Origin of the sequence: Pseudoxanthomonas sp. LjRoot127, from assembly GCF_964253495.1 — a bacterium.
GTDB lineage: Bacteria > Pseudomonadota > Gammaproteobacteria > Xanthomonadales > Xanthomonadaceae > Pseudoxanthomonas_A.
In genome coordinates this window covers 3,428,655-3,447,680 of record NZ_CAXUQR020000001.1, presented here as the reverse complement: position 1 = coordinate 3,447,680, position 19,026 = coordinate 3,428,655, and the positions used below count along the sequence as shown (strand labels likewise).

Genomic DNA, 19,026 nt, shown 5'->3' with positions numbered 1-19,026 from the left:
GGTCCTCCGTGAGCACCCGGCAGGGCCCGTCAGTAGATGCCATCGCTGTCGAAGCTCAGGTCGGTGATCTGCCAGCGTCCGTGCCCGCCGTTGCCGGGCAGCGGAACCGCCGAATGCACGCCCGCGACCAGCGAAGGCGACTCGCGGCCGAGAAAGCCCAAACGTTTCAGCAGCGGCGCGGCCTGTTCGTCGAGCACCGTAGTGAAGACCCGGCTGCAGCGCTCCTTGCGCGCACGCGCAACGGCGGCCTGCAGCAGGGTCATCAGTGCGGCATCAGCGCCGGCGGCCGCGGTCTTCCAGTCGAGCAGGTGCAGCCCGGCCTTGCCCGTTCCATCCGCCGCCACGTTCCGCACCGCCATGTAGCCGACGCACACGCCTGCCCGGTAAGCGACCATCAGGTCGTAGCGCGCACGCGGGTTGTCGAACAGCCGCCACTGCAGGTGCTCCGGCGACGGCATCACGCACGCAACCTGCGGAGGCAACACCGCGCGAAGCGCCTCGATGTCCGCCGTCGGCACCTGCGCCACCTCGACCACATCGATACCGGACCGCGACCTGCGCTGCGCGGCGCGATGCACCAGCGACCAGCCGGCATCCAGCACCGGCGCGCCAACGCGCACGGCGAACGTGCCCAGTCCGTGCTGCCGCAGCATCTCGGCGCTGTCCAGCGGGAGTACGCGGTAACTGCGCTGCGGCAGGGCGGCGAACATGCGCTTCACCAGGCCGATCGAATGCGCATTGGCGCCGATCGCCAGTGTCACGTCTGCCTTCGCCATCATCATCTGGTTGAGCCAGACGCCCCCGCCCCCGCCTTCCAGGTCGGGTCGCAGTTGGATGTCCATCAGCAACTGGCCATCGAGCGTGCGGCCCGCATGGTGGATGCGCTGTGCCTCGCGGCCGATCACGGCCAGTACGCCGGTGTCGTCGCGCAGCAGCCAGAGCGTGCCCGGCCCGTCCCTGCCGCCGGTGTCCAGTCCGTAACGCCAGCGCAGGTAGGCGTCGTCGTCCCACCCCTTGCGCTGCCGGAACGCCAGCAGTGCCGGAAGATCGTCGAACGTGGCGGGCCGGAACGTGGCGGTCAGCTGTTCCGGCGACCAGCCCAGGCTGCGCGCGAACATGCGCGTGGTGGTCGCCAGTGGCGGAAGCGTGGGGCGCGCCGCCCTGCCCTCAGTCATCCATCACTCCATGGCGGCGCAGGTAGGCGAACAGGTCCGACACCACCTGCATGGCACGCGATTCCTCGGCATCCAGGTGCAGGCCGAAGCGTTCGTCCAGTTCCGCCATCAACATCAGCGCCCCCATCGAATCCCAGCCATCGATGTCCTCGCGCCGCATCGACGGCGTGAGCGGCGAGGTTTCGGAGAACGCCTCGGCCATCATCGCCAGGACCTCCTGTTCGCTCATGCGCGGGGCGTTCATGCCGACGCCTCCAGCGCAGCCAGCTCGCCATGCAGCAGCGGCGTTCCGGCGCGGATGGGCAGCAACGCCGATCCCCACGACAGCCCGACGCCGTAGCCCAGCAGCATCACCGTACGGTCGTGCGCGCTGTCCAGCATGCGCGTCAGCGTGACGGCGACCGAGGGGCCGCCGCAGTTGGCGGTGTCCTCGATCGTCATGGGCACCCGCGCCTCGGGAAGACCGCACTTCTTGGCGAGGTGCTTCATGATGAAGCGGTTGGACTGGTGGAAGACGTACTGGTCCACGTCGTCCACGGATTTCCCCGCCAGCGCCAGCGTGTCCGCCACCAATGGCGGCACGCGCTTGATGGTGAAATTGAAGATGGCAGCGCCGTCCATTTCCAGCGCCAGATGGCGTGGGTCGGCGGGATGCCGGTCGCGGAAGGCCCCGCCGCGGATGATCAGCCCCTCGCGGCCGGCGCCATCGGTATGCAGGCAGAACGCAGCCTCGTCGTCGCCCGTCTCCAGCGCCGTTGCCGACCCGGCGTCGCCGAACAGCAGCGTGGTGGCGTGGTCTGCCGGATCGGTGAAGCGGCTGGGTGTCTCGCCATGCAGCATCAGGATGCGCTGGTGTCCCCCCGCCCGCAGCATGCTCGAAGCCACGTACAGCCCGTAGGGATAGCCGGAACACCCCAGCCCCACGTCGAAGGCGGCACAGCGGTCGGACAAACCGAGCCATGCATGCAGGACGCACGCGGTCGAGGGCAGGAAGTAGTCCGGCGACTGCGTGACGAACACGAGCCCGGTGACGCTGTCGCGCTCCCACCCCAGTCGCTTCAGCAGCCGCTCGGCGGCGTCACGGCAAAGGTCGGCCGCGGTCGTTCCCTCGTCGACCACATGGCGCTGGCGCACGCCGGCCATGGACACCACCTTGCGCACTTCGTCCGCGCCATAGCGCTCGCCCTCGGCCAGGTTGTCGATCCGGCGTGCTGGCACGCAGGTACTGACGCCCGCCACGCGGATGCCCTGAATACGTGCCTGCGCCAACTCGACTCCCCTTCTTGCGTGGTGCAGCCGACGCCGCACGTGCCTTGTTTCCGCGAATAACGTTATATGTGACATCAACCGGACGGCGCCGCCAAAAAAAAGGCCCGGCGCTGGGCCGGGCCTTCGACTCCCTGCAGCCGCCCAGGATCAGGCGGCCACGGTCTTCGCCACGTCCTGGTACTCCTCGATCTGGTCGAAGTTCATGTAGCGATAGATCTCGGCGCCCTTCTCGTTGATCACGCCGATGTCGGCCATGTACTCGGCCTTGGTCGGGATCTTGCCCAGGCGCGAGCAGATCGCGGCCAGCTCGGCCGACCCCAGGAACACGTTGGAATTGCGGCCCAGGCGGTTCGGGAAGTTGCGGGTCGAGGTGGAGAACACCGTCGCACCCTCGCGCACCTGCGCCTGGTTGCCCATGCACAGCGAACAGCCGGGCATTTCCATGCGCGCACCCGCGGTGCCGAACGTACCGTAGACGCCTTCCTTGGTCAGTTCCGAGGCGTCCATCTTGGTCGGCGGCGCGACCCACAGGCGGGTCGGGATGTCGCGCTTGCCTTCCAGCAGCTTGGCGGCGGCACGGAAGTGGCCGATGTTGGTCATGCACGAACCGATGAACACTTCGTCGATCACGGTACCCGCGACGTCCGACAGCGTCTTCACGTCGTCCGGGTCGTTCGGGCAGGCCAGCAGCGGCTCGTGCACGTCGGCGAGATCAATGTCGATGATCGCCGCGTACTCGGCATCTGCATCCGGCTCCAGCAACTGCGGGTCGGCGAGCCACGCTTCCATCTTCGCGATGCGACGGGCCAGCGAACGGGCATCGGCGTAGCCTTCGGCGATCATCCACTTCAGCAGCGTGATGTTGCTGGTGAGGTACTCGATGATCGGCTCCTTGTTCAGGCGCACGGTGCAACCGGCGGCGGAACGTTCGGCCGAGGCGTCGGACAGTTCGAATGCCTGCTCCACCTTCAGGTCCGGCAGGCCTTCGATCTCGAGGATGCGGCCGGAGAAGATGTTCTTCTTGCCCGCCTTGGCCACGGTCAGCAACCCGGACTTGATGGCGTAGTACGGGATCGCGTTGACCAGGTCGCGCAGCGTCACGCCCGGCTGCAGCTCGCCCTTGAAACGGACCAGCACCGATTCCGGCATGTCCAGCGGCATCACGCCGGTGGCTGCGGCGAACGCGACCAGCCCGGAACCGGCCGGGAACGAAATGCCCACCGGGAAGCGCGTGTGCGAGTCGCCGCCGGTGCCGACGGTGTCGGGCAGCAGCATGCGGTTGAGCCAGCTGTGGATCACGCCATCACCGGGACGCAGCGAGATGCCGCCACGGGTGGAGATGAATTCCGGCAGCGTGTGGTGCGTCTTCACGTCGACCGGCTTCGGATACGCCGCGGTGTGGCAGAACGACTGCATCACCAGATCCGCCGAGAAGCCCAGGCAGGCCAGGTCCTTCAGCTCGTCGCGGGTCATCGGGCCGGTGGTGTCCTGCGAACCCACCGACGTCATTTTCGGCTCGCAGTAGGCACCCGGGCGCACGCCCTGGCCTTCCGGCAGGCCACAGGCGCGTCCGACCATCTTCTGCGCGAGCGAGAAGCCCTTGCCGCTGTCGGCCGGCTGCTGCGGCTGGCGGAACAGGTCCGTCGCCGGCAGCTTCAGCGCTTCGCGCGCCTTCGCGGTCAGGCCGCGGCCGATGATCAGCGGGATGCGGCCACCGGCGCGCACTTCGTCGAACAGCACGTCGGACTTCACCTGGAACTCGGCGATCACTTCACCGTTCTTCAGTGCCTTGCCATCGTACGGCCGCAGCTCGACCACGTCGCCGTGATTCATCTGCGAGACGTCGAGTTCGATCGGCAGCGCGCCGGCGTCTTCCATGGTGTTGTAGAAGATCGGGGCGATCTTGCTGCCCAGGCAGACGCCACCAAAGCGCTTGTTCGGGATGAACGGGATGTCCTCGCCGGTGAACCACAGCACGCTGTTGGTCGCCGACTTGCGCGAAGAGCCGGTGCCGACCACGTCGCCGACGTAGGCGACCAGATTGCCCTTGTCCTTCAGCGACAGGATTTCCTGGATCGGGCCGCGCTTGCCGTCTTCTTCCGGCAAGAACGGCGCGTCGGGGCGCTTGTTCTTCAGCATCGCCAACGCGTGCAGCGGGATGTCCGGCCGCGTGGTGGCGTCCGGCGCCGGCGACAGGTCGTCGGTGTTGGTCTCGCCCGGCACCTTGAAGACGGTGACGGTCAGGCTCTGCGGCACTTCCGGCTTGCTGGTGAACCATTCGGCGTCGGCCCAGCTCTGCAGCACGGCCTGCGCATGGGCATTGCCCTGCTCGGCCTTCTCCTGCACGTCGTGGAAGCTGTCGAACATCAGCAGCGTGTGCTTCAGGCCTTCGGCGGCGGTCGCGCCCAGCTCGGCGTTGTCGAGCAGCTCGATCAGCGGGTGGATGTTGTAGCCTCCCAGCATCGTGCCCAGCAGCTCCGTAGCGCGCGCGGGCGTGATCAGCGGGGTCTTCTCGGTACCGAACGCGACGGCGGCCAGGTAGGACGCTTTCACCTTGGCGGCATCGTCGACGCCGGCGGGCACGCGATGCGTGATCAGCTCGACCAGGAAGTCCTCTTCACCGGCCGGCGGATTCTTCAGCAGTTCGATGACCTCGGCCGTCTGCTGGGCCGACAGCGGCAGCGGCGGGATGCCCAGCGCGGCGCGCTCGGCTACGTGGTGGCGATAGGCTTCCAACATGGGTGGCTCCGGTCGTTCGGTGATGCGGTGGAATGGGAAAACAGAGTGACGCTTATTCGTTCGCGGGCACGATCAGTTTCAGGCCCTTGAAGTAGTCGCGATGGAACGCGGTGTCGAAGGTGATGAGGCCATCGCACTGCAGCAGCGCGTGCGCGCCGACCAGGAAATCGGCGATGGGCCGGGCGTCGCCTTCGCGCTGGCGGTGACGACGCTGCATCTCGCCTGCACGCACGGCGGACTTGGCTTCGACGGCATTGAAATGCACGCCCATTTCCTCGAGCGCGCCCAGGGCATCCGCACCATTGCGCAGCGAGGCGCACAGCTGCGCCAGCGCGGCATCGCAGACGACGACACGCCCGCTGCCGAGACTCTGGCGCAGACCCGCCTCGACGGCGTCCGCGCGCGGACCATCGGTCAGCAGTTCGATCAGGACGGGCGCGTCGACGGCGATCATTCGCTGACGGCGCCCGTCGGGCTGTCGGCGTCGAGGGCGAACTTGCCACGCACGCGCGAAATCGCGTCGTCGACGCTCTTCCGCAACACGATGCGGCTACCCTCCAACTCGACCTTCAGCACGCTGCCCTTGGTCAGGCCCAGCGCATCGCGCACGGCCTTCGGCAGGGTGATCTGGCCGCGTTCTGCAACGGTGGCTTCCATCAGCGGCCCCTCTTGAGTATGGAAGAATTATACATACTTCAGTTGGCATACCCTAGCCCGGAGCGCCTGTCATCCCCCACCAGACTGCACCCTTGGTCGAATCATGCCCGTCTCATACATGGCGGATAATCCGGGCAGGCCTCTACAAGACATGCAGGGCCGCCAGCTTATGCTGTCTGGTCACCTCACCCTCTCCCAGCTACAGGAGCCTCCGCGATGAGTGATTCCTTCGCCACCCGACGTTCCCTGGACGTCAACGGCACGTCCTACACGTATTACAGCCTGCCCGCGCTGGCCGAGCGGCTGGACCCGGCGGGCGGCTTCGCCCGCCTGCCCTATTCCCTGAAGATCCTGCTCGAGAACCTGCTGCGCTGCGAGGACGGGGTCACCGTGCTGCCGGAGCATGTCCAGGCCGTCGCTGCCTGGGAGGCCGCCAAGGAACCGGACACCGAAATCGCCTTCATGCCCGCGCGCGTGGTGCTGCAGGACTTCACCGGCGTGCCCTGCGTCGTCGACCTTGCCGCCATGCGCGATGCCGTGGTGAAACTCGGCGGCAGCCCGGACCAGATCAATCCGCTGATCCCCTCCGAGCTGGTCATCGACCACTCCGTGCAGGTCGATGTGTTCGGCAGCGCCGATGCGCTGGACCTCAACGGCAAGATCGAATTCGAACGCAACAAGGAGCGCTACGGCTTCCTGCGCTGGGGCCAGAAGGCGTTCGACAATTTCAAGGTGGTGCCGCCGAACACCGGCATCGTCCACCAGGTGAACCTGGAAAACCTCGCCCGCGTGGTCATGACCGGGGAGAAGGACGGCCAAGCCATCGCCTATCCCGACACCGTCTTCGGCACCGACAGCCACACCACGATGATCAACGGCATCGGTGTGCTGGGCTGGGGCGTGGGCGGCATCGAGGCCGAGGCCGCGATGCTGGGCCAACCGTCATCGATGCTGATTCCGCAGGTCGTGGGCTTCAAGCTGACCGGCAAGCTGCCGGAAGGCGCGACCGCCACCGACCTGGTGCTGACCGTCACCCAGATGCTGCGCAAGCTGGGCGTGGTGGGCAAGTTCGTCGAGTTCTACGGCGACGGCCTGCAGCACCTGCCGCTCGCCGACCGCGCCACCATCGGCAACATGGCGCCCGAGTATGGCGCCACCTGCGGCATCTTCCCGATCGATCACGAGTCGTTGAACTACCTGCGCCTGTCCGGTCGCAGCGAAGCACAGATCGCGCTGGTCGAGGCCTACGCCAAGGCGCAGGGCCTGTGGCATGCGCCGGACAGCCCGCATGCCGAGTACAGCGCCACGCTGCAGCTGGACATGGGCGATGTGAAGCCGTCGCTGGCCGGCCCCAAACGCCCGCAGGACCGCGTGCTGCTGCAGGACGTGAAGCAGAACTTCCGCGACAACCTGGTGCCGTTCGCCGATGCGCGCCGCAAGCGCATCGACCTGGTGCAGGAAGACCGGCTCAAGAACGAAGGCGGCGGCGGTACGGCCGTGGGGGCTAGCGAAGCCGCGCACGAATCCTCGCCGCACAGCGGCGCGGCGGTGAAGTTGCGCGATGGCGACGTGGTGATCGCGGCGATCACCTCGTGCACCAACACCTCGAACCCGGCGGTGATGCTGGGCGCGGGCCTGCTCGCGCGCAACGCCGCGGCGAAAGGCCTGAAGGCGCAGCCGTGGGTCAAGACCTCGCTCGGGCCGGGCTCGCGCGTGGTCACCGACTATCTCGAGAAGGCAGGCGTCCTCGACGATCTGGAAAAGCTCGGCTTCTATGTGGTCGGATACGGCTGCACCACCTGTATCGGCAACTCCGGCCCGCTGCCGGACGACGTGTCGGCCGCGATCGCTGCCGATGATCTGGTCGTCGCCTCGGTGCTGTCGGGCAACCGCAACTTCGAAGGCCGCGTGCATCCCGAAGTGAAGATGAACTACCTGGCCAGCCCGCCCCTGGTCGTGGCGTACGCCATCGCCGGCACCACCAACATCGACCTGACGTCGGAACCGCTCGGTACCGGCAGCGACGGCCAACCGGTTTTCCTGAAGGACATCTGGCCCAGCAACAAGGAGATCGGCGACTTCATCGCCGCCACAATCGGCCCGGAGATGTTCGCCAAGAACTATGCCGATGTGTTCAAGGGCGATATGCGCTGGAACACCATCGCCTCGCCCGACGGCGACCTGTACGCGTGGGACGGCGACTCGACGTACATCAAGAATCCGCCCTACTTCGACGGCATGACGATGGACATCGGCAGCATCGACGACGTCCATGGCGCGCGCGTGCTCGGCCTGTTCGGCGACTCGATCACCACCGACCACATCTCGCCGGCCGGCAACATCAAGAAGGATTCGCCTGCGGGGCGCTTCCTGATCTCGCGTGGCGTACAACCGGTCGATTTCAACAGCTACGGCAGCCGCCGCGGCAACGACGACGTGATGGTGCGCGGCACCTTCGCCAACATCCGGATCAAGAACCTGATGTTCGGTGGCGAGGAAGGCGGCAACACGCTGTACTTCGGCAACGGATCGCCCGAGAAGCTGTCGATCTACGACGCGGCGATGAAGTACAGGGCCGATAGCGTCCCGCTGGTGGTGATCGCGGGCAAGGAGTACGGCACGGGCTCCTCGCGCGACTGGGCGGCAAAGGGCACCAACCTGCTGGGCGTGAAGGCGGTGATCGCGGAGAGCTTCGAACGCATCCACCGCTCCAACCTGGTCGGTATGGGCGTGCTGCCGCTGCAGTTCGTCGATGGCCAGAACGCCCAGTCGCTGGGCCTTGACGGCTCGGAAACATTCGACGTCACGGGCCTGCAGGACGGCGTTGCGAAAACCGCCACGGTCACCGCGCGCAAGTCCGACGGCAAGAAAGTCGAGTTCCAGGCCAAGGTCCTGCTGCTCACGCCGAAGGAAGTGGAGTACTTCCGCCATGGTGGGCTGCTGCACTACGTGCTGCGCCAGCTGGCGGCGCGCAAGGCCGGCTGAGTGCTGGTAGCGGGAAAAGAAAAAGGCCGCCCTGAGGCGGTCTTTTTCGTGCAGGCAGTCGTGTTTCAGCGAGCCGCAGCCGGTGCTGTGCCGGCCGCCTGCCCCTTGTTCTTCACGTACCGCTCCAGCCACTGGTCCTGTTCCCACAGCAGGTGCAGGACCGATTCCTTCGCCGCATAGCCGTGGCTCTCCTTCGGCAGCAGCACGAGGCGTGCCGGTGCACCGAAGCCCTTGAGCGCATTGAAGTAACGCTCGCTCTGCATGGTGAACGTGCCGGAGTTGTTGTCGGCCTCGCCGTGCACCAGCAGCAGCGGCGTCTTCATCTTCTCCACGTGCATGAAGGGCGACATGTCGTTGTAGACACCGGGCGCCTCCCAGTAGTTGCGCTCTTCCTGCTGGAAGCCGAACGGCGTCAGCGTGCGGTTGTAGGCGCCGCTGCGCGCGATGCCGGCGGCGAACAGGTCCGAGTGCGTCAGCAGGTTGGCGGTCATGAACGCGCCGTACGAATGGCCACCCACGGCCACACGCGAACGATCGATGTACCCGAGTCCGTCGACGGCGTCGATCGCGGCTTTGGCGTTGGCCACCAGCTGCTTGATGAACGTGTCGTTCGGCTCGTCCTTGCCCTCGCCCACGATCGGGAACGCCGCGTCGTCCAGCACCGCATAACCGCGCGCGACCCAGTACACGGGCGAGCCATAGCTCGGGAAGATGAACTCGTTCGGGTTCGTGGTGTTCTGGCCCGCACTGTCTCGGTCCTTGTACTCGGTGGGATACGCCCACATCACCAGCGGCAGCTTCTCGCGCTTGGCCGTTCGGTCGTAGCCGGCCGGCAGGTACAGCGTGCCCGTGAGCGGCAGCCCGTCGGCGCGCTTGTACGTCAGGACTTCCTTGTACACGCCCTGCAGGGCCTTGAAGGGATTCTCGAACTGCGTCACCGGCACCGGTGCGATCCGCTGCTTCAGGTGGCGCACGTAGTAGTTCGGGAACTCGGTCGGCGATTCGATGCGTACCAGCGCCGTGCCCTGCGCGGGATCCAGCAGCGCCTGGATGCTTTCCTTCTGGCCTTCGAGACGCGACGTGTACAGGCGTTCCTTCTTGCCAGTGGCCAGTTCCATCCGATCGATGAAGGGGAACTGCCCCTCGGGCGTGAAGCCGTCGCCGATAAGGTACGCCTGGCCATTGTCCAGGTCGAGCACGGTTTCACCCGCGCTGTTCTTCCGCGTCTCGAACTGCCCCGGATCGCTGTACTGGTCCTGGTAACTGCGGCTCACAAGTTCGCGCAGCGGCGCGCCCGGCTTCGACGGATCCAGCACGTAGGTCCGCGTATGGCGCGTGTTCCACCAGTAATCGGTGACGATCGCATGCGTGTCGTCGCCCCACAGGATGCCCTGGACGCGGTCGACGGTCTTGAAGAGCGACTGCGGCGGCGAAGTGAACGGTGCCTGCCAGGCGAAGGCTTCATCGCGGAAGGGCACGTCGTTCGCCGGATCGCCCTTGTCCAGCGCTTCGGCCCAGACCAGCGTGGCGGGCTGGTCCGCACGCCATTCGACATCGCGACGACCCGCGCGCACGGCCATGAAACCCTTCGGCAGGTTTTCAGCGAGTGGGGCTTCGACGACGGTCGTCACCGGCTTGCCGGTGGTTTCCACCACGTCGGCGCGGTACGGGAAGCGACCATAGGGCACAAGGTAGGAAAACGGCTTCTGCAGGGTGCGCAGCAGGACGTACCGGCCATCCGGCGAGAACGATTCGCCGGTATGCATTGCCGCGGCACGCCAGAGCGTCGCGCGCCCCTTCAGCGGGACGCGGTGCAGTTCGGACGTGGCGAGCACGGCGAAATTGTTTTCGTCCGACGGATTCTTCAGCAGGTCCTGGTAGGTGCGGTTCTGTGCCTTGCTGCCATCGCTCACCGACACCGTCGGCCCGGTCGGAACGGAACGCGCCGTATCGAGCAGCGCGGGGCGTTGCGCCGGCAACATGCGTACCAGCAAGGCCTGGTTGTCGCGGAACCAGGTCAGCGGATTGCCCACGTTGCCGTTGACCCGCGCCTCGGTCAGGCGGGTGGCCTGCGCAGTGGCCAGTTCCATCACCCACGCTTCCACGCCGGTTCGCGTGGTGTGCGTGAACGCCAGCCGGCGTTCGTCGGGCGACCAAGTGAAATTCGCCAGGCGCGGCGCCGCAGGCAAACCCGTCACCTGCTGCGCGCCACCGCGCTGCAGATCCTGCACCTTCAGGTTGGTGAAGTAGGTGGTGGTGCTGGCGATGTTGGTGCGTGGATTGACGCGCAGGCCACCGAGACGGAGCTCCTCGTCGGACAGTTCTGCCAGCGACTTGAACGTGTCGCGGTAGAACAGCACCAGGTGCTGCTTGCGGCTGTCCGTCGCGACGGTGGGCGGTCGCTGCACGTCGGCGAGCTGCAGTATCTCGGCCGGCGGCGTCTGGTACGGCAGCGCATCCTGCGCGAAGGCATTTCCAGCGGCCAGCCACAGGCACGCCAGGAGTTTCCAGCGAATCGACATGAGCGGTTTCCCCGTTTTGATACGCCGATCATCACGGCTCCCCCGGGTCGTGGCAAGACCGGGCACGGCGTGCGAGGAACGCTTGCCGGTCGGCTGCGCCTGGTGCGTTATGCCCCTTGAAGGCCTTCGTCGAAGGTCGTCCGAGACGCCGCCATGGGAGTTCCTGTCCTGCGTTCCACCAGCCTGCTCCTCGTCCTCGCCTTCTGTGCCCACGCCCGCGCTGCAGCGCCCGACACCGATCAGGCCAGGCGCATCGCCGAGCAGTTCCTTGCCACCCGGCAGGCCAGCGCGGGCCCGCAGGAAGCTTATGAAGCGGGCGATGTCGCCGTGGCCGACCTGGACGGTGACGGCGAGCCGGAAGTCGTCGTGCTGTGGACGATGCTGGGCCCCACCTACTGGCATCACGGCGTCACGGTGCTGGCACGCAAAGGGCCGCATTACGTGCCCGCGGGCGAGACCGACGAACCATTGGGCAGCGTGGAAGGCATGGTGGTGCGCAACGGCACCGTCGAACTGAAGACGAAGTGGCCCGGACCCAACGACGCGCGCTGCTGCCCGACCGTTCCCAGGACGCTGCGCTACCGGTGGAGTGCCGGAAAGCTGTCGCCGGCGAAATAGCGCGCGGTCAGCGGGGCGCGTTCCAGCGCGCGTGGTAGATCCGCCAGTCGCCTTGTTCCCGACGCCATGCGGTGGTGACATCGTAGGTCTGCGCCTGTTCCGGAAGGAGCCGGCCCGTACTGCCGGTTAGCAGCACCTGGAACGACACCGTCGCATTGTCTCCATCGACCCGCACGTCCAGGGGACCGGTCGTCGTCCCCACGCGTGCGTTCGCGAACGTGCGTGCACGCACCAGGTTGTGCAACGCAGCACGATCCATGCCGGCCGGCCCGGTGAAATCGTCGCTGACGCCATCCATGAAATCGCCGACGCGTTTCTCTTCGACGGCCGCCTGCATGCCTCCCACGCGGTGCCGCAGCTGGGCCTCGGGTGTTTCCGCGCTGCACGCCACCAGCGTCGCCAGCACGAGCGCCGCCGCCGCGATGAAAGCCTGCCCGATCTTCGCCATCGAAACCTTCGCCTTTTCCATCCGGAACGGTATGCTCCCGGCAGGCGCCCCTTTCGGCGCTCGCCCACATGCATGCCGCGAGGCAGCCCGTAGACCCTGGGGAGGGAGCAGAACGATGAGTCAGGAACGTCCGTGGTTCAAGAGTTATCCGCAAGGCGTGCCGCAGCAGGTGGACCTGGAGCAGTACCGCTCCATCGTGTCCGTCTTCGATGAGGCGATCAGCAAGTACCGCGACCGTCCCGCGTTCCGCAACTTCGGCAAGACCCTGACGTATGGCGAGATCGACAAGCTCAGCCGCCAGTTCGCGGCGTACCTGCTTGGCGAACTGAAGCTCAAGAAAGGCGACCGCGTCGCCATCATGATGCCGAACTGCCTGCAGTACCCCATCGCCATCTTCGGCGTGCTGCGCGCCGGCCTGACGGTGGTGAACGTCAACCCGATGTACACCCCGCGCGAGCTGAAGCACCAGCTGGTCGATTCCGGCGCCAGCGTGCTGCTGGTCGTGGACAACTTCGGCAAGACCGCGCAGGAAGCGCTGGCCGGCACGCAGGTCAAACAGGTGGTCACGACTGCGCTGGGCGACCTGATCGGCTTCCCCAAGGGCGCCATCGTCAACTTCGTGCTGAAGTACGTGAAGAAGATGGTGCCCGACTACGACATTCCCGGCACCGTTCGCTTCAAGGACACGCTGACGCTCGGCCAGCTACATACGTTGCCCGACATCGACATCGATTCCGGCGACATCGCCTTCCTGCAGTACACCGGCGGCACCACCGGCGTGGCCAAGGGCGCCATGCTGACGCACCGCAACCTGGTGGCGAACATGCAGCAGGCGGGCGTCTGGGTCGGCACCGGCCTCGACTACGGCAACGAAGTCATCATCACCGCGTTGCCGCTGTACCACATCTTCGCGCTGACGGCGAACTGCCTGGTCTTCATGAAGCTTGGCGGCCTGAACCACCTGATCACCAATCCGCGCGACATGCCCGGCTTCGTGAAGGAGCTGAAGGCCACGCGCTTCACCGCGATCACGGGCGTCAACACGCTGTTCAACGGCCTGCTGAATACGCCGGGCTTCGACGAGGTCGATTTCTCCAACCTGAAGATGACCCTGGGCGGCGGCATGGCCGTGCAGCGTGCCGTTGCGGAAAAGTGGAAGAAGGTCACGGGCGTGACGCTGGTCGAAGCCTATGGCCTGACCGAGACCTCGCCCGCGGCGTGCATCAATCCCATGGACCTGCACGATTACAACGGCGCCATCGGCCTGCCGGTGCCGTCGACCGATGCCTGCCTCAAGGACGACGACGGCAACGTCGTTCCCGTTGGCGAGGTGGGCGAACTCTGCATCAAGGGTCCGCAGGTCATGAAGGGCTACTGGCAACGGCCCGAGGAAACCGCGAACGTGATGGACGCCGACGGCTGGCTGCACACCGGCGACATGGCGAAGATGGACGAGAACGGCTTCTTCTACATCGTCGACCGCAAGAAGGACATGATCCTGGTCTCCGGCTTCAACGTGTATCCGAACGAAGTGGAAGACGTGATCGCAGGCCTCGACGGCGTGCTCGAGGTCGCCGCGATCGGCGTGCCGGACGAGAAGTCGGGCGAAGCCGTGAAGGTGTTCATCGTGAAGAAGGACCCGTCGCTCACGGCGGAACAGGTGAAGGCGTTCTGCCGCGACAACCTCACGGGCTACAAGCAGCCCCGGCACATCGAGTTCCGCACGGAGCTGCCGAAAACCAACGTCGGCAAGATCCTCCGCAAGGAGCTCCGCGAGCCCGCGAAAAGCGCGTGACGCCCTGTTCAGGGTGTTGAAAAAGGCCGGCCCTGCGCCGGCCTTTTTCTTTTGGTTCAGGACTTTAGGGTCCGATTCTAGACATTCGTCACAAATATCGAGACTGATCGCGGGGGGACGGCCCCAAGTTGCCACAAGCGCGCTTGTGCACCGGATTTTAATTATTCGTTCAGGTGTAGGATCGGCGCGTGATGCCACCTGCGTCACATTAATCCGTCACCCGCCTCCCCTGCCGCGCGGGCAAGCAACCCTCCAAGGAGCTCTCCATGAACAACGTCGAAAAACTGCAGCGCACCCGTTCTTTCCCGACCATCCGTGTCGAGTCCGAACCCAGCGGTGACGCCCACTGGATGTACATGCATTCGGACGTGGCACCGGGCGTGCGCCCGTGCTTCCGCAGCCAGATGCTCGACGACGTGCTGAGCTTCATGAATTCGATCACCCTGCGCGAATCGCAGCGCCAGCCGGGCAAGTTGCGTCACCTCGTGGTCGCCTCCGACGCCACGGCATTCAATCTCGGCGGCGATCTGGAACTGTTCTCGCAGCTGATCCGCGAGAACAACCGTGATCGCCTGCTGAGCTATGCGCGCCGTTGCATCGACGGCGTCCACCATCTCAACACCGGTCTGGGCGGCGACGTACGCACCATCGCCCTGATCCAGGGGGATGCGCTGGGCGGCGGCCTCGAGATCGCGCTGTCGTGCCACACCATCGTGGCCGAGGAAGGCGTCGACATGGGCCTGCCGGAAGTGCTGTTCGGTCTGTTCCCGGGCATGGGCGCGTACTCCTTCCTGTGCAAGCGGGTCTCGCCGCAGGTCGCCGAGAAGATCATCCTGGAAGGCAACATCTACACCAGCGATGAGCTCTACAAGCTTGGCGTGGTCGACGTGCTGGTACCGAAGGGCCAGGGCGCTTCCGCCGTGCAGACCATCATCGACAAGCAGCGTCGCTCGCCCCATGCGCACCTGGCGTTGAACGCCTGCCGCAACCTCGCCCAGCCGGTCGGCTACGACGAACTGATGGGCATCACCGAGGTGTGGGTCGATACCGCGCTGACGCTGGGCGACAAGTCGCTGAAGATGATGGAACGCATCGTCCGCGCGCAGGAAAAGCGGTCGATCCGCGCGGCCTGAACACCCGCATGACTGCGGCAACGCAGTAACGACAGGGGAAAATCAGGGGGTTGGAGCGCGCCGTGCGCCTTCAAGGGCGAGTCCGGGTCATCCGTACTCGCCAGCGATCCATCCGGACCGCGTCCGCCCGCGCCACCGTATCGCCACCGCGTCGATCGCGGCAATGGCCCCGCGTCAGGACGACGAGTGTTCGTTGCCCTTGTCCAGGCCCGCGCCCCGCACGCGCTGCCGCGCATCGAGCGCCGCGCGACCGTGGCTCAGGTGCGAATTCAGCGCTGCCAGGCGATGACGCCACTCGCGGGTGATCTGCCAGTCGGCCAGGCTCATCATTTCGCCGGCGGCCGCCGCGAGCTTGACCAGGCCCAGGTTGCTGGCAACACCCTTCAGGGCGTGAGCGTGCTCGCGCAGGTGTTCCCCATCGCCGCGCTCCATCGCATGCGCCATCGCGCCGATGCACCCGTCCGCATCGTTGAGGCATTGCTCGATGAATTCGCGTTCGAACGCATCGCCCATGCCGAGCGCGGTCAGTTCGTCCAGCACGCTGACATCCAGCACGCCGTCCGACACTTCCGCACGCGCAGGCGCCGCCGGGACGGCGGTGGCCGCAACCCGGCCCGAGGTCGCGATGTCCGCCAGCGCGTCCAGCAGGCGCGTGGCGACGACCGGCTTGGCAAGGAAGGCGCGCGCTCCGGCCTGCTCGCAACGCTGGATCGATTCGGGCGTGACATCCGCGCTGAGGATGAGCACGGGCGTACGGCTGCCGCTGCCCGCCTCCATCACGCGCAGCTGCTTCAACAGGTCCAGGCCGCTCAGTCCGGGCATGTGCAGGTCGCAGATGACCGCGTCGTAGGTCGCCGATTCCAGCGCATCGAGTACTTCTTCGCCGCCGTTGACGCAGGTGATGCGGTGACCCGCTTTCTGCAGCAGGCGCTGCACGACCATGCGATTGGCCTCGTGGTCGTCGGCGACCAGGATCTGCATGCTGCGCACGCGCGCACGATGGCGCAGGAACGGATCCGAGAAGGCGATGATGTTCTCGGCGCTGGCGGTTTCGGGCTCTTCCTGCAGCCACTCGGCGTGGCCATGAACGGCCGGCACCATGACGCGCTCGGCCACGGCCTCGAACGGCAGTTCCACCCAGAAGCAGCTGCCGCGCTGCTCGTGGCTTTCGAAGCCGATCGTGCCGCCCATGGCCTCGGTCAGGCCCTTGGCGATCGTCGTGCCCAGACCGGTGCCGCCGTAGCGGCGGGACAGGCTGCCATCGGCCTGCTCGAATGCCTCGAACAGTCGCTCGCGCAGCGCGACCGGCACGCCGATGCCGGTATCGGTGACAGTGAAGCGCAGGCGGATGCGGCTGCCCTCGACCAGCGTGGGCGCGACCACCAGCCGGACCTCGCCGTCGTCGGTGAACTTCACCGCGTTGCCGGCCAGATTCAGCAGCACCTGGCGCAGGTGGCCCGCATCGCCGCGCAGCTTGAGCGGGATGGCATCGTCCACCACGCCTTCGTAGCGGACCTGCTTTCCACGGGCCTGCGGCATGAGGATCAGGCCGATGCTCTCGACCAGTTCGCGTGGCGAGAACTCCACGACGTTGAGCTTGACCTTGCCCGCTTCGATCGCGGAGATGTCCAGCACGTCCTCGACTAGTCCCAGCAGCGTCCGGGTCGATGCCTGGATCGTGGACAGGCACTCGCGCTGTTCGGCATCCAGACGCGTGGTCGCCAGCAGTTCGGACATGCCGGCGAGACCATTGAGTGGCGTGCGGAACTCGTGGCTCATGTTGGCCAGGAACCGGCTCTTCGCTTCGTTCGCGCGGCGCGCTTCGTCGGTGGCGCGCGTCAGGTCGCGCAGCAGGCCGGACAGGTACATCGGCACGGCGATCAGGCCCAGCACCAGGCCGACGCCCAGCGTCAGGTTGCTGCGCCAATAGTCGTTCATCAGCACCACCGCCCCGAAGGCGGTGCTCGCCATCGCCACGGCGACGACCAGATAGCGGTTGCCGTAGCGCAGTCCGTTGCCGACGGTGATCCACATCAGGACCACGTAGGCCCACGACAGGGGCTCGCCCATGCCGTTCATCGCCGCCGCCAGCAGGCCGTAGTCGGCGATCATGCCCAGCGCACGGCGCGCGTGCGATTTGCCAGGCTGCACCAGCAACCACGCGAAGATGCCCAGGCCATTGACCAGGCCCGAGGTGATGATGGTCAGGACGATGGTGTACTCGTCCGCAGGCAACGCGGCGCGCGAGGAAGGCAGCAACGCGTAGACGAGGATGATGGTGATCAGCGCGACCCGGATCAGCGCTTGGCCGTGCTCACTGTCGCCGCGATGCGCCAGTCGGGATTTGATCCAGGCAAGGGGATTCGTCATGGCTCACTCCATCCCTGGACGGCTCTGCACCGTCGAGTAACGTTCGCAAATGTCGTCGAGCCGCGCCCGCCCGCGAATCAGCGCGTCGACGCAGGCCGGATCGAACAGGCGGCCACGCTGGGCGTACAGGTAGGCCAAGGCCGCATCCTTGTCCCAGGCCTTCTTGTACGGACGCGGCGAAATCAGGGCATCAAAGACGTCCGCAACCGCCACTATCCTCGCTTCCAACGGGATCTGCTCGCCCACGAGGCCATCGGGATAACCGCTGCCGTCGTAGCGCTCGTGGTGGCGCAGCGCGATCAGCGCGCCGGTCTGGATGAAGCGGTTCTGGCTGCCCGACAGCAGCTGGTGGCCGATCTTCGGGTGGCGGCGCATGACATCGGTTTCGTCGGCCGTCAGCGGTCCGGCTTTCATCAGGACCGAATCCGGGATCGCGATCTTGCCCATGTCGTGCAGCGGCGCCGCCATTTCGATGGTGCGCACCTCGTCTTCGGGCAGCCCCAGTTGCTCGGCGATCAGGCCGGCCACGTGGGCCATGCGTTCCAGGTAGGCGCTGGTGCCGCTGTCGCGGTACTCGATGGCGCGGGCCAGCCGCGAGAGCGTCTCGCGCTCGCGCTCCTCGACCTCGTGCATGCTGGACAGCAGGCGCTGCTCCAGCGACAGGGCACGCTGCTTCACGTTCTCGGACTGCTGGCGGAGCTGCAGCAGGTTGCGGCAGCGGGCACGCAGCTCGCGCGGGCGCACCGGCTTGACGAGGAAATCGATGACGCCCGCCTCGAGGGCGGCCTGGCGGATCGGCTCGTCGCCGACCACCGTGATCAGGATGATCGCGATGTCACGATGCATCGGCAGCCGGCGGAAGCGGCGCGCGAATTCCAGCCCATCCATGCCCGGCATGCGGTAGTCCAGCAGCAGCAGGTCGGTCCGGTTCTTCTCGCACCATTCCAGTGCGGCCAGCGGATCGCCGAAATCATGGACGGCCAACTCGGACGCGATGTCCTCGATGACATGGCGCAGCATGGTGCGCGCGGACGTCTGATCGTCGACGATGACGATGTTCAAAGCGTTACCTGCCCCTTGTGGCCACAGCATGTGGCTGTCGGGCAAGGATACTCCGGCGGCGGCGGCACTCGCATCCAACATGGCGGAAGTCCTGTTCGGCGGTACGGTCCCGGGTCGGGTCCGTGATCCACGAAGGGAACCGATGCCAATCGCGGGGCCCCCTCCCCTGATCTCTATCGGCGCGGACGACGGAAAATTGACCGTCCTGCGCGTCAATCGACGCAGGAAGCGTGCCAGCCGCCCCAGCGGCCTG

14 protein-coding genes are annotated in these 19,026 nt (G+C 66.3%); 4 read left to right on the top strand and 10 right to left on the bottom strand.

Features of this window, described 5'->3' with window-relative positions; genetic code table 11:
- Window positions 1-29: 29 nt before the first annotated feature.
- The 6 genes from ACSQ19_RS16200 to ACSQ19_RS16175 form a co-directional block, all read right to left on the bottom strand.
- Window positions 30-1,175, bottom strand: a complete 1,146-nt coding sequence (locus ACSQ19_RS16200) for a hypothetical protein (protein WP_435998405.1) — start codon at window positions 1,173-1,175, stop codon at window positions 30-32.
- Window positions 1,168-1,419 (bottom strand): acyl carrier protein, encoded by a 252-nt coding sequence (locus ACSQ19_RS16195; protein ID WP_296282949.1) that lies wholly within the window; start codon window positions 1,417-1,419, stop codon window positions 1,168-1,170. Before ACSQ19_RS16195 ends, ACSQ19_RS16200 begins: the two co-directional genes overlap by 8 nt.
- Complete coding sequence (locus ACSQ19_RS16190) at window positions 1,416-2,444, bottom strand: ketoacyl-ACP synthase III (protein ID WP_435998402.1); 1,029 nt, start codon at window positions 2,442-2,444, stop codon at window positions 1,416-1,418. The genes ACSQ19_RS16195 and ACSQ19_RS16190 overlap by 4 nt, the downstream gene beginning before the upstream one ends.
- A gap of 147 nt (window positions 2,445-2,591) precedes the next feature.
- Entirely contained in the window at window positions 2,592-5,183 is a 2,592-nt protein-coding gene (acnB, locus tag ACSQ19_RS16185) for a bifunctional aconitate hydratase 2/2-methylisocitrate dehydratase (protein ID WP_435998400.1), read from the bottom strand.
- Between the two features lie 52 nt (window positions 5,184-5,235).
- Window positions 5,236-5,637, bottom strand: coding sequence for a type II toxin-antitoxin system VapC family toxin (locus ACSQ19_RS16180; protein ID WP_299342519.1), 402 nt, complete (start codon window positions 5,635-5,637; stop codon window positions 5,236-5,238).
- The gene (locus ACSQ19_RS16175) at window positions 5,634-5,840 is read right to left on the bottom strand and encodes an AbrB/MazE/SpoVT family DNA-binding domain-containing protein (protein ID WP_296282945.1); all 207 of its coding nucleotides are present in this window, start codon (window positions 5,838-5,840) and stop codon (window positions 5,634-5,636) included. Before ACSQ19_RS16175 ends, ACSQ19_RS16180 begins: the two co-directional genes overlap by 4 nt.
- 216 nt (window positions 5,841-6,056) lie before the next feature.
- Between ACSQ19_RS16175 and acnA the strand changes: the two genes are divergently transcribed.
- Complete coding sequence (gene acnA, locus ACSQ19_RS16170; protein ID WP_435998397.1) at window positions 6,057-8,825, top strand: aconitate hydratase AcnA; 2,769 nt, start codon at window positions 6,057-6,059, stop codon at window positions 8,823-8,825.
- Between the two features lie 65 nt (window positions 8,826-8,890).
- Here acnA and ACSQ19_RS16165 read toward each other — a convergent pair whose 3' ends face one another.
- A complete protein-coding gene (locus tag ACSQ19_RS16165) occupies window positions 8,891-11,347 on the bottom strand; it encodes a S9 family peptidase (protein ID WP_435998395.1) in 2,457 nt (818 codons plus the stop codon).
- Between the two features lie 153 nt (window positions 11,348-11,500).
- On the opposite strand from ACSQ19_RS16165, the gene ACSQ19_RS16160 reads away from it, so the two are divergent.
- Window positions 11,501-11,965 carry a hypothetical protein gene (locus ACSQ19_RS16160; RefSeq protein ID WP_435998393.1) on the top strand — a complete coding sequence of 155 codons (465 nt, stop codon included), beginning with the start codon at window positions 11,501-11,503 and terminating at the stop codon, window positions 11,963-11,965.
- 7 nt (window positions 11,966-11,972) lie between these two features.
- Here the strand turns inward: ACSQ19_RS16160 and ACSQ19_RS16155 are convergent, their stop codons facing one another.
- On the bottom strand, window positions 11,973-12,434 hold the full coding sequence (locus ACSQ19_RS16155; RefSeq protein ID WP_435998391.1) for a nuclear transport factor 2 family protein: 462 nt from the start codon (window positions 12,432-12,434) through the stop codon (window positions 11,973-11,975).
- 94 nt (window positions 12,435-12,528) lie between these two features.
- On the opposite strand from ACSQ19_RS16155, the gene ACSQ19_RS16150 reads away from it, so the two are divergent.
- Both ACSQ19_RS16150 and ACSQ19_RS16145 read left to right on the top strand, forming a co-directional pair.
- On the top strand, window positions 12,529-14,208 hold the full coding sequence (locus ACSQ19_RS16150; protein ID WP_435998389.1) for a long-chain fatty acid--CoA ligase: 1,680 nt from the start codon (window positions 12,529-12,531) through the stop codon (window positions 14,206-14,208).
- Window positions 14,209-14,474: 266 nt separating this feature from the next.
- Window positions 14,475-15,341, top strand: a complete 867-nt coding sequence (locus tag ACSQ19_RS16145; protein ID WP_296282939.1) for a crotonase/enoyl-CoA hydratase family protein — start codon at window positions 14,475-14,477, stop codon at window positions 15,339-15,341.
- A 174-nt stretch (window positions 15,342-15,515) separates the two neighbouring features.
- Here ACSQ19_RS16145 and ACSQ19_RS16140 read toward each other — a convergent pair whose 3' ends face one another.
- Together ACSQ19_RS16140 and ACSQ19_RS16135 are read right to left on the bottom strand one after the other, a co-directional pair.
- A complete protein-coding gene (locus ACSQ19_RS16140) occupies window positions 15,516-17,711 on the bottom strand; it encodes an ATP-binding protein (protein WP_435998386.1) in 2,196 nt (731 codons plus the stop codon).
- 3 nt (window positions 17,712-17,714) lie between these two features.
- Window positions 17,715-18,803 (bottom strand): response regulator, encoded by a 1,089-nt coding sequence (locus ACSQ19_RS16135; RefSeq protein WP_299342656.1) that lies wholly within the window; start codon window positions 18,801-18,803, stop codon window positions 17,715-17,717.
- Window positions 18,804-19,026 lie beyond the last annotated feature (223 nt).

Bases quoted from the DNA above. Each gene is read 5' to 3' on its own strand.
- acnB (WP_435998400.1), bottom strand. From the start codon at position 5,183: ATGTTGGAAGCCTATCGCCACCACGTAGCCGAGCGCGCCGCGCTGGGC.
- ACSQ19_RS16150 (WP_435998389.1), top strand. From the start codon at position 12,529: ATGAGTCAGGAACGTCCGTGGTTCAAGAGTTATCCGCAAGGCGTGCCG.
- ACSQ19_RS16140 (WP_435998386.1), bottom strand. From the start codon at position 17,711: ATGACGAATCCCCTTGCCTGGATCAAATCCCGACTGGCGCATCGCGGC.
- ACSQ19_RS16165 (WP_435998395.1), bottom strand. From the start codon at position 11,347: ATGTCGATTCGCTGGAAACTCCTGGCGTGCCTGTGGCTGGCCGCTGGA.
- ACSQ19_RS16160 (WP_435998393.1), top strand. From the start codon at position 11,501: ATGGGAGTTCCTGTCCTGCGTTCCACCAGCCTGCTCCTCGTCCTCGCC.
- ACSQ19_RS16175 (WP_296282945.1), bottom strand. From the start codon at position 5,840: ATGGAAGCCACCGTTGCAGAACGCGGCCAGATCACCCTGCCGAAGGCC.
- acnA (WP_435998397.1), top strand. From the start codon at position 6,057: ATGAGTGATTCCTTCGCCACCCGACGTTCCCTGGACGTCAACGGCACG.
- ACSQ19_RS16135 (WP_299342656.1), bottom strand. From the start codon at position 18,803: ATGCTGTGGCCACAAGGGGCAGGTAACGCTTTGAACATCGTCATCGTC.
- ACSQ19_RS16155 (WP_435998391.1), bottom strand. From the start codon at position 12,434: ATGGAAAAGGCGAAGGTTTCGATGGCGAAGATCGGGCAGGCTTTCATC.
- ACSQ19_RS16200 (WP_435998405.1), bottom strand. From the start codon at position 1,175: ATGACTGAGGGCAGGGCGGCGCGCCCCACGCTTCCGCCACTGGCGACC.
- ACSQ19_RS16180 (WP_299342519.1), bottom strand. From the start codon at position 5,637: ATGATCGCCGTCGACGCGCCCGTCCTGATCGAACTGCTGACCGATGGT.
- ACSQ19_RS16195 (WP_296282949.1), bottom strand. From the start codon at position 1,419: ATGAACGCCCCGCGCATGAGCGAACAGGAGGTCCTGGCGATGATGGCC.
- ACSQ19_RS16145 (WP_296282939.1), top strand. From the start codon at position 14,475: ATGAACAACGTCGAAAAACTGCAGCGCACCCGTTCTTTCCCGACCATC.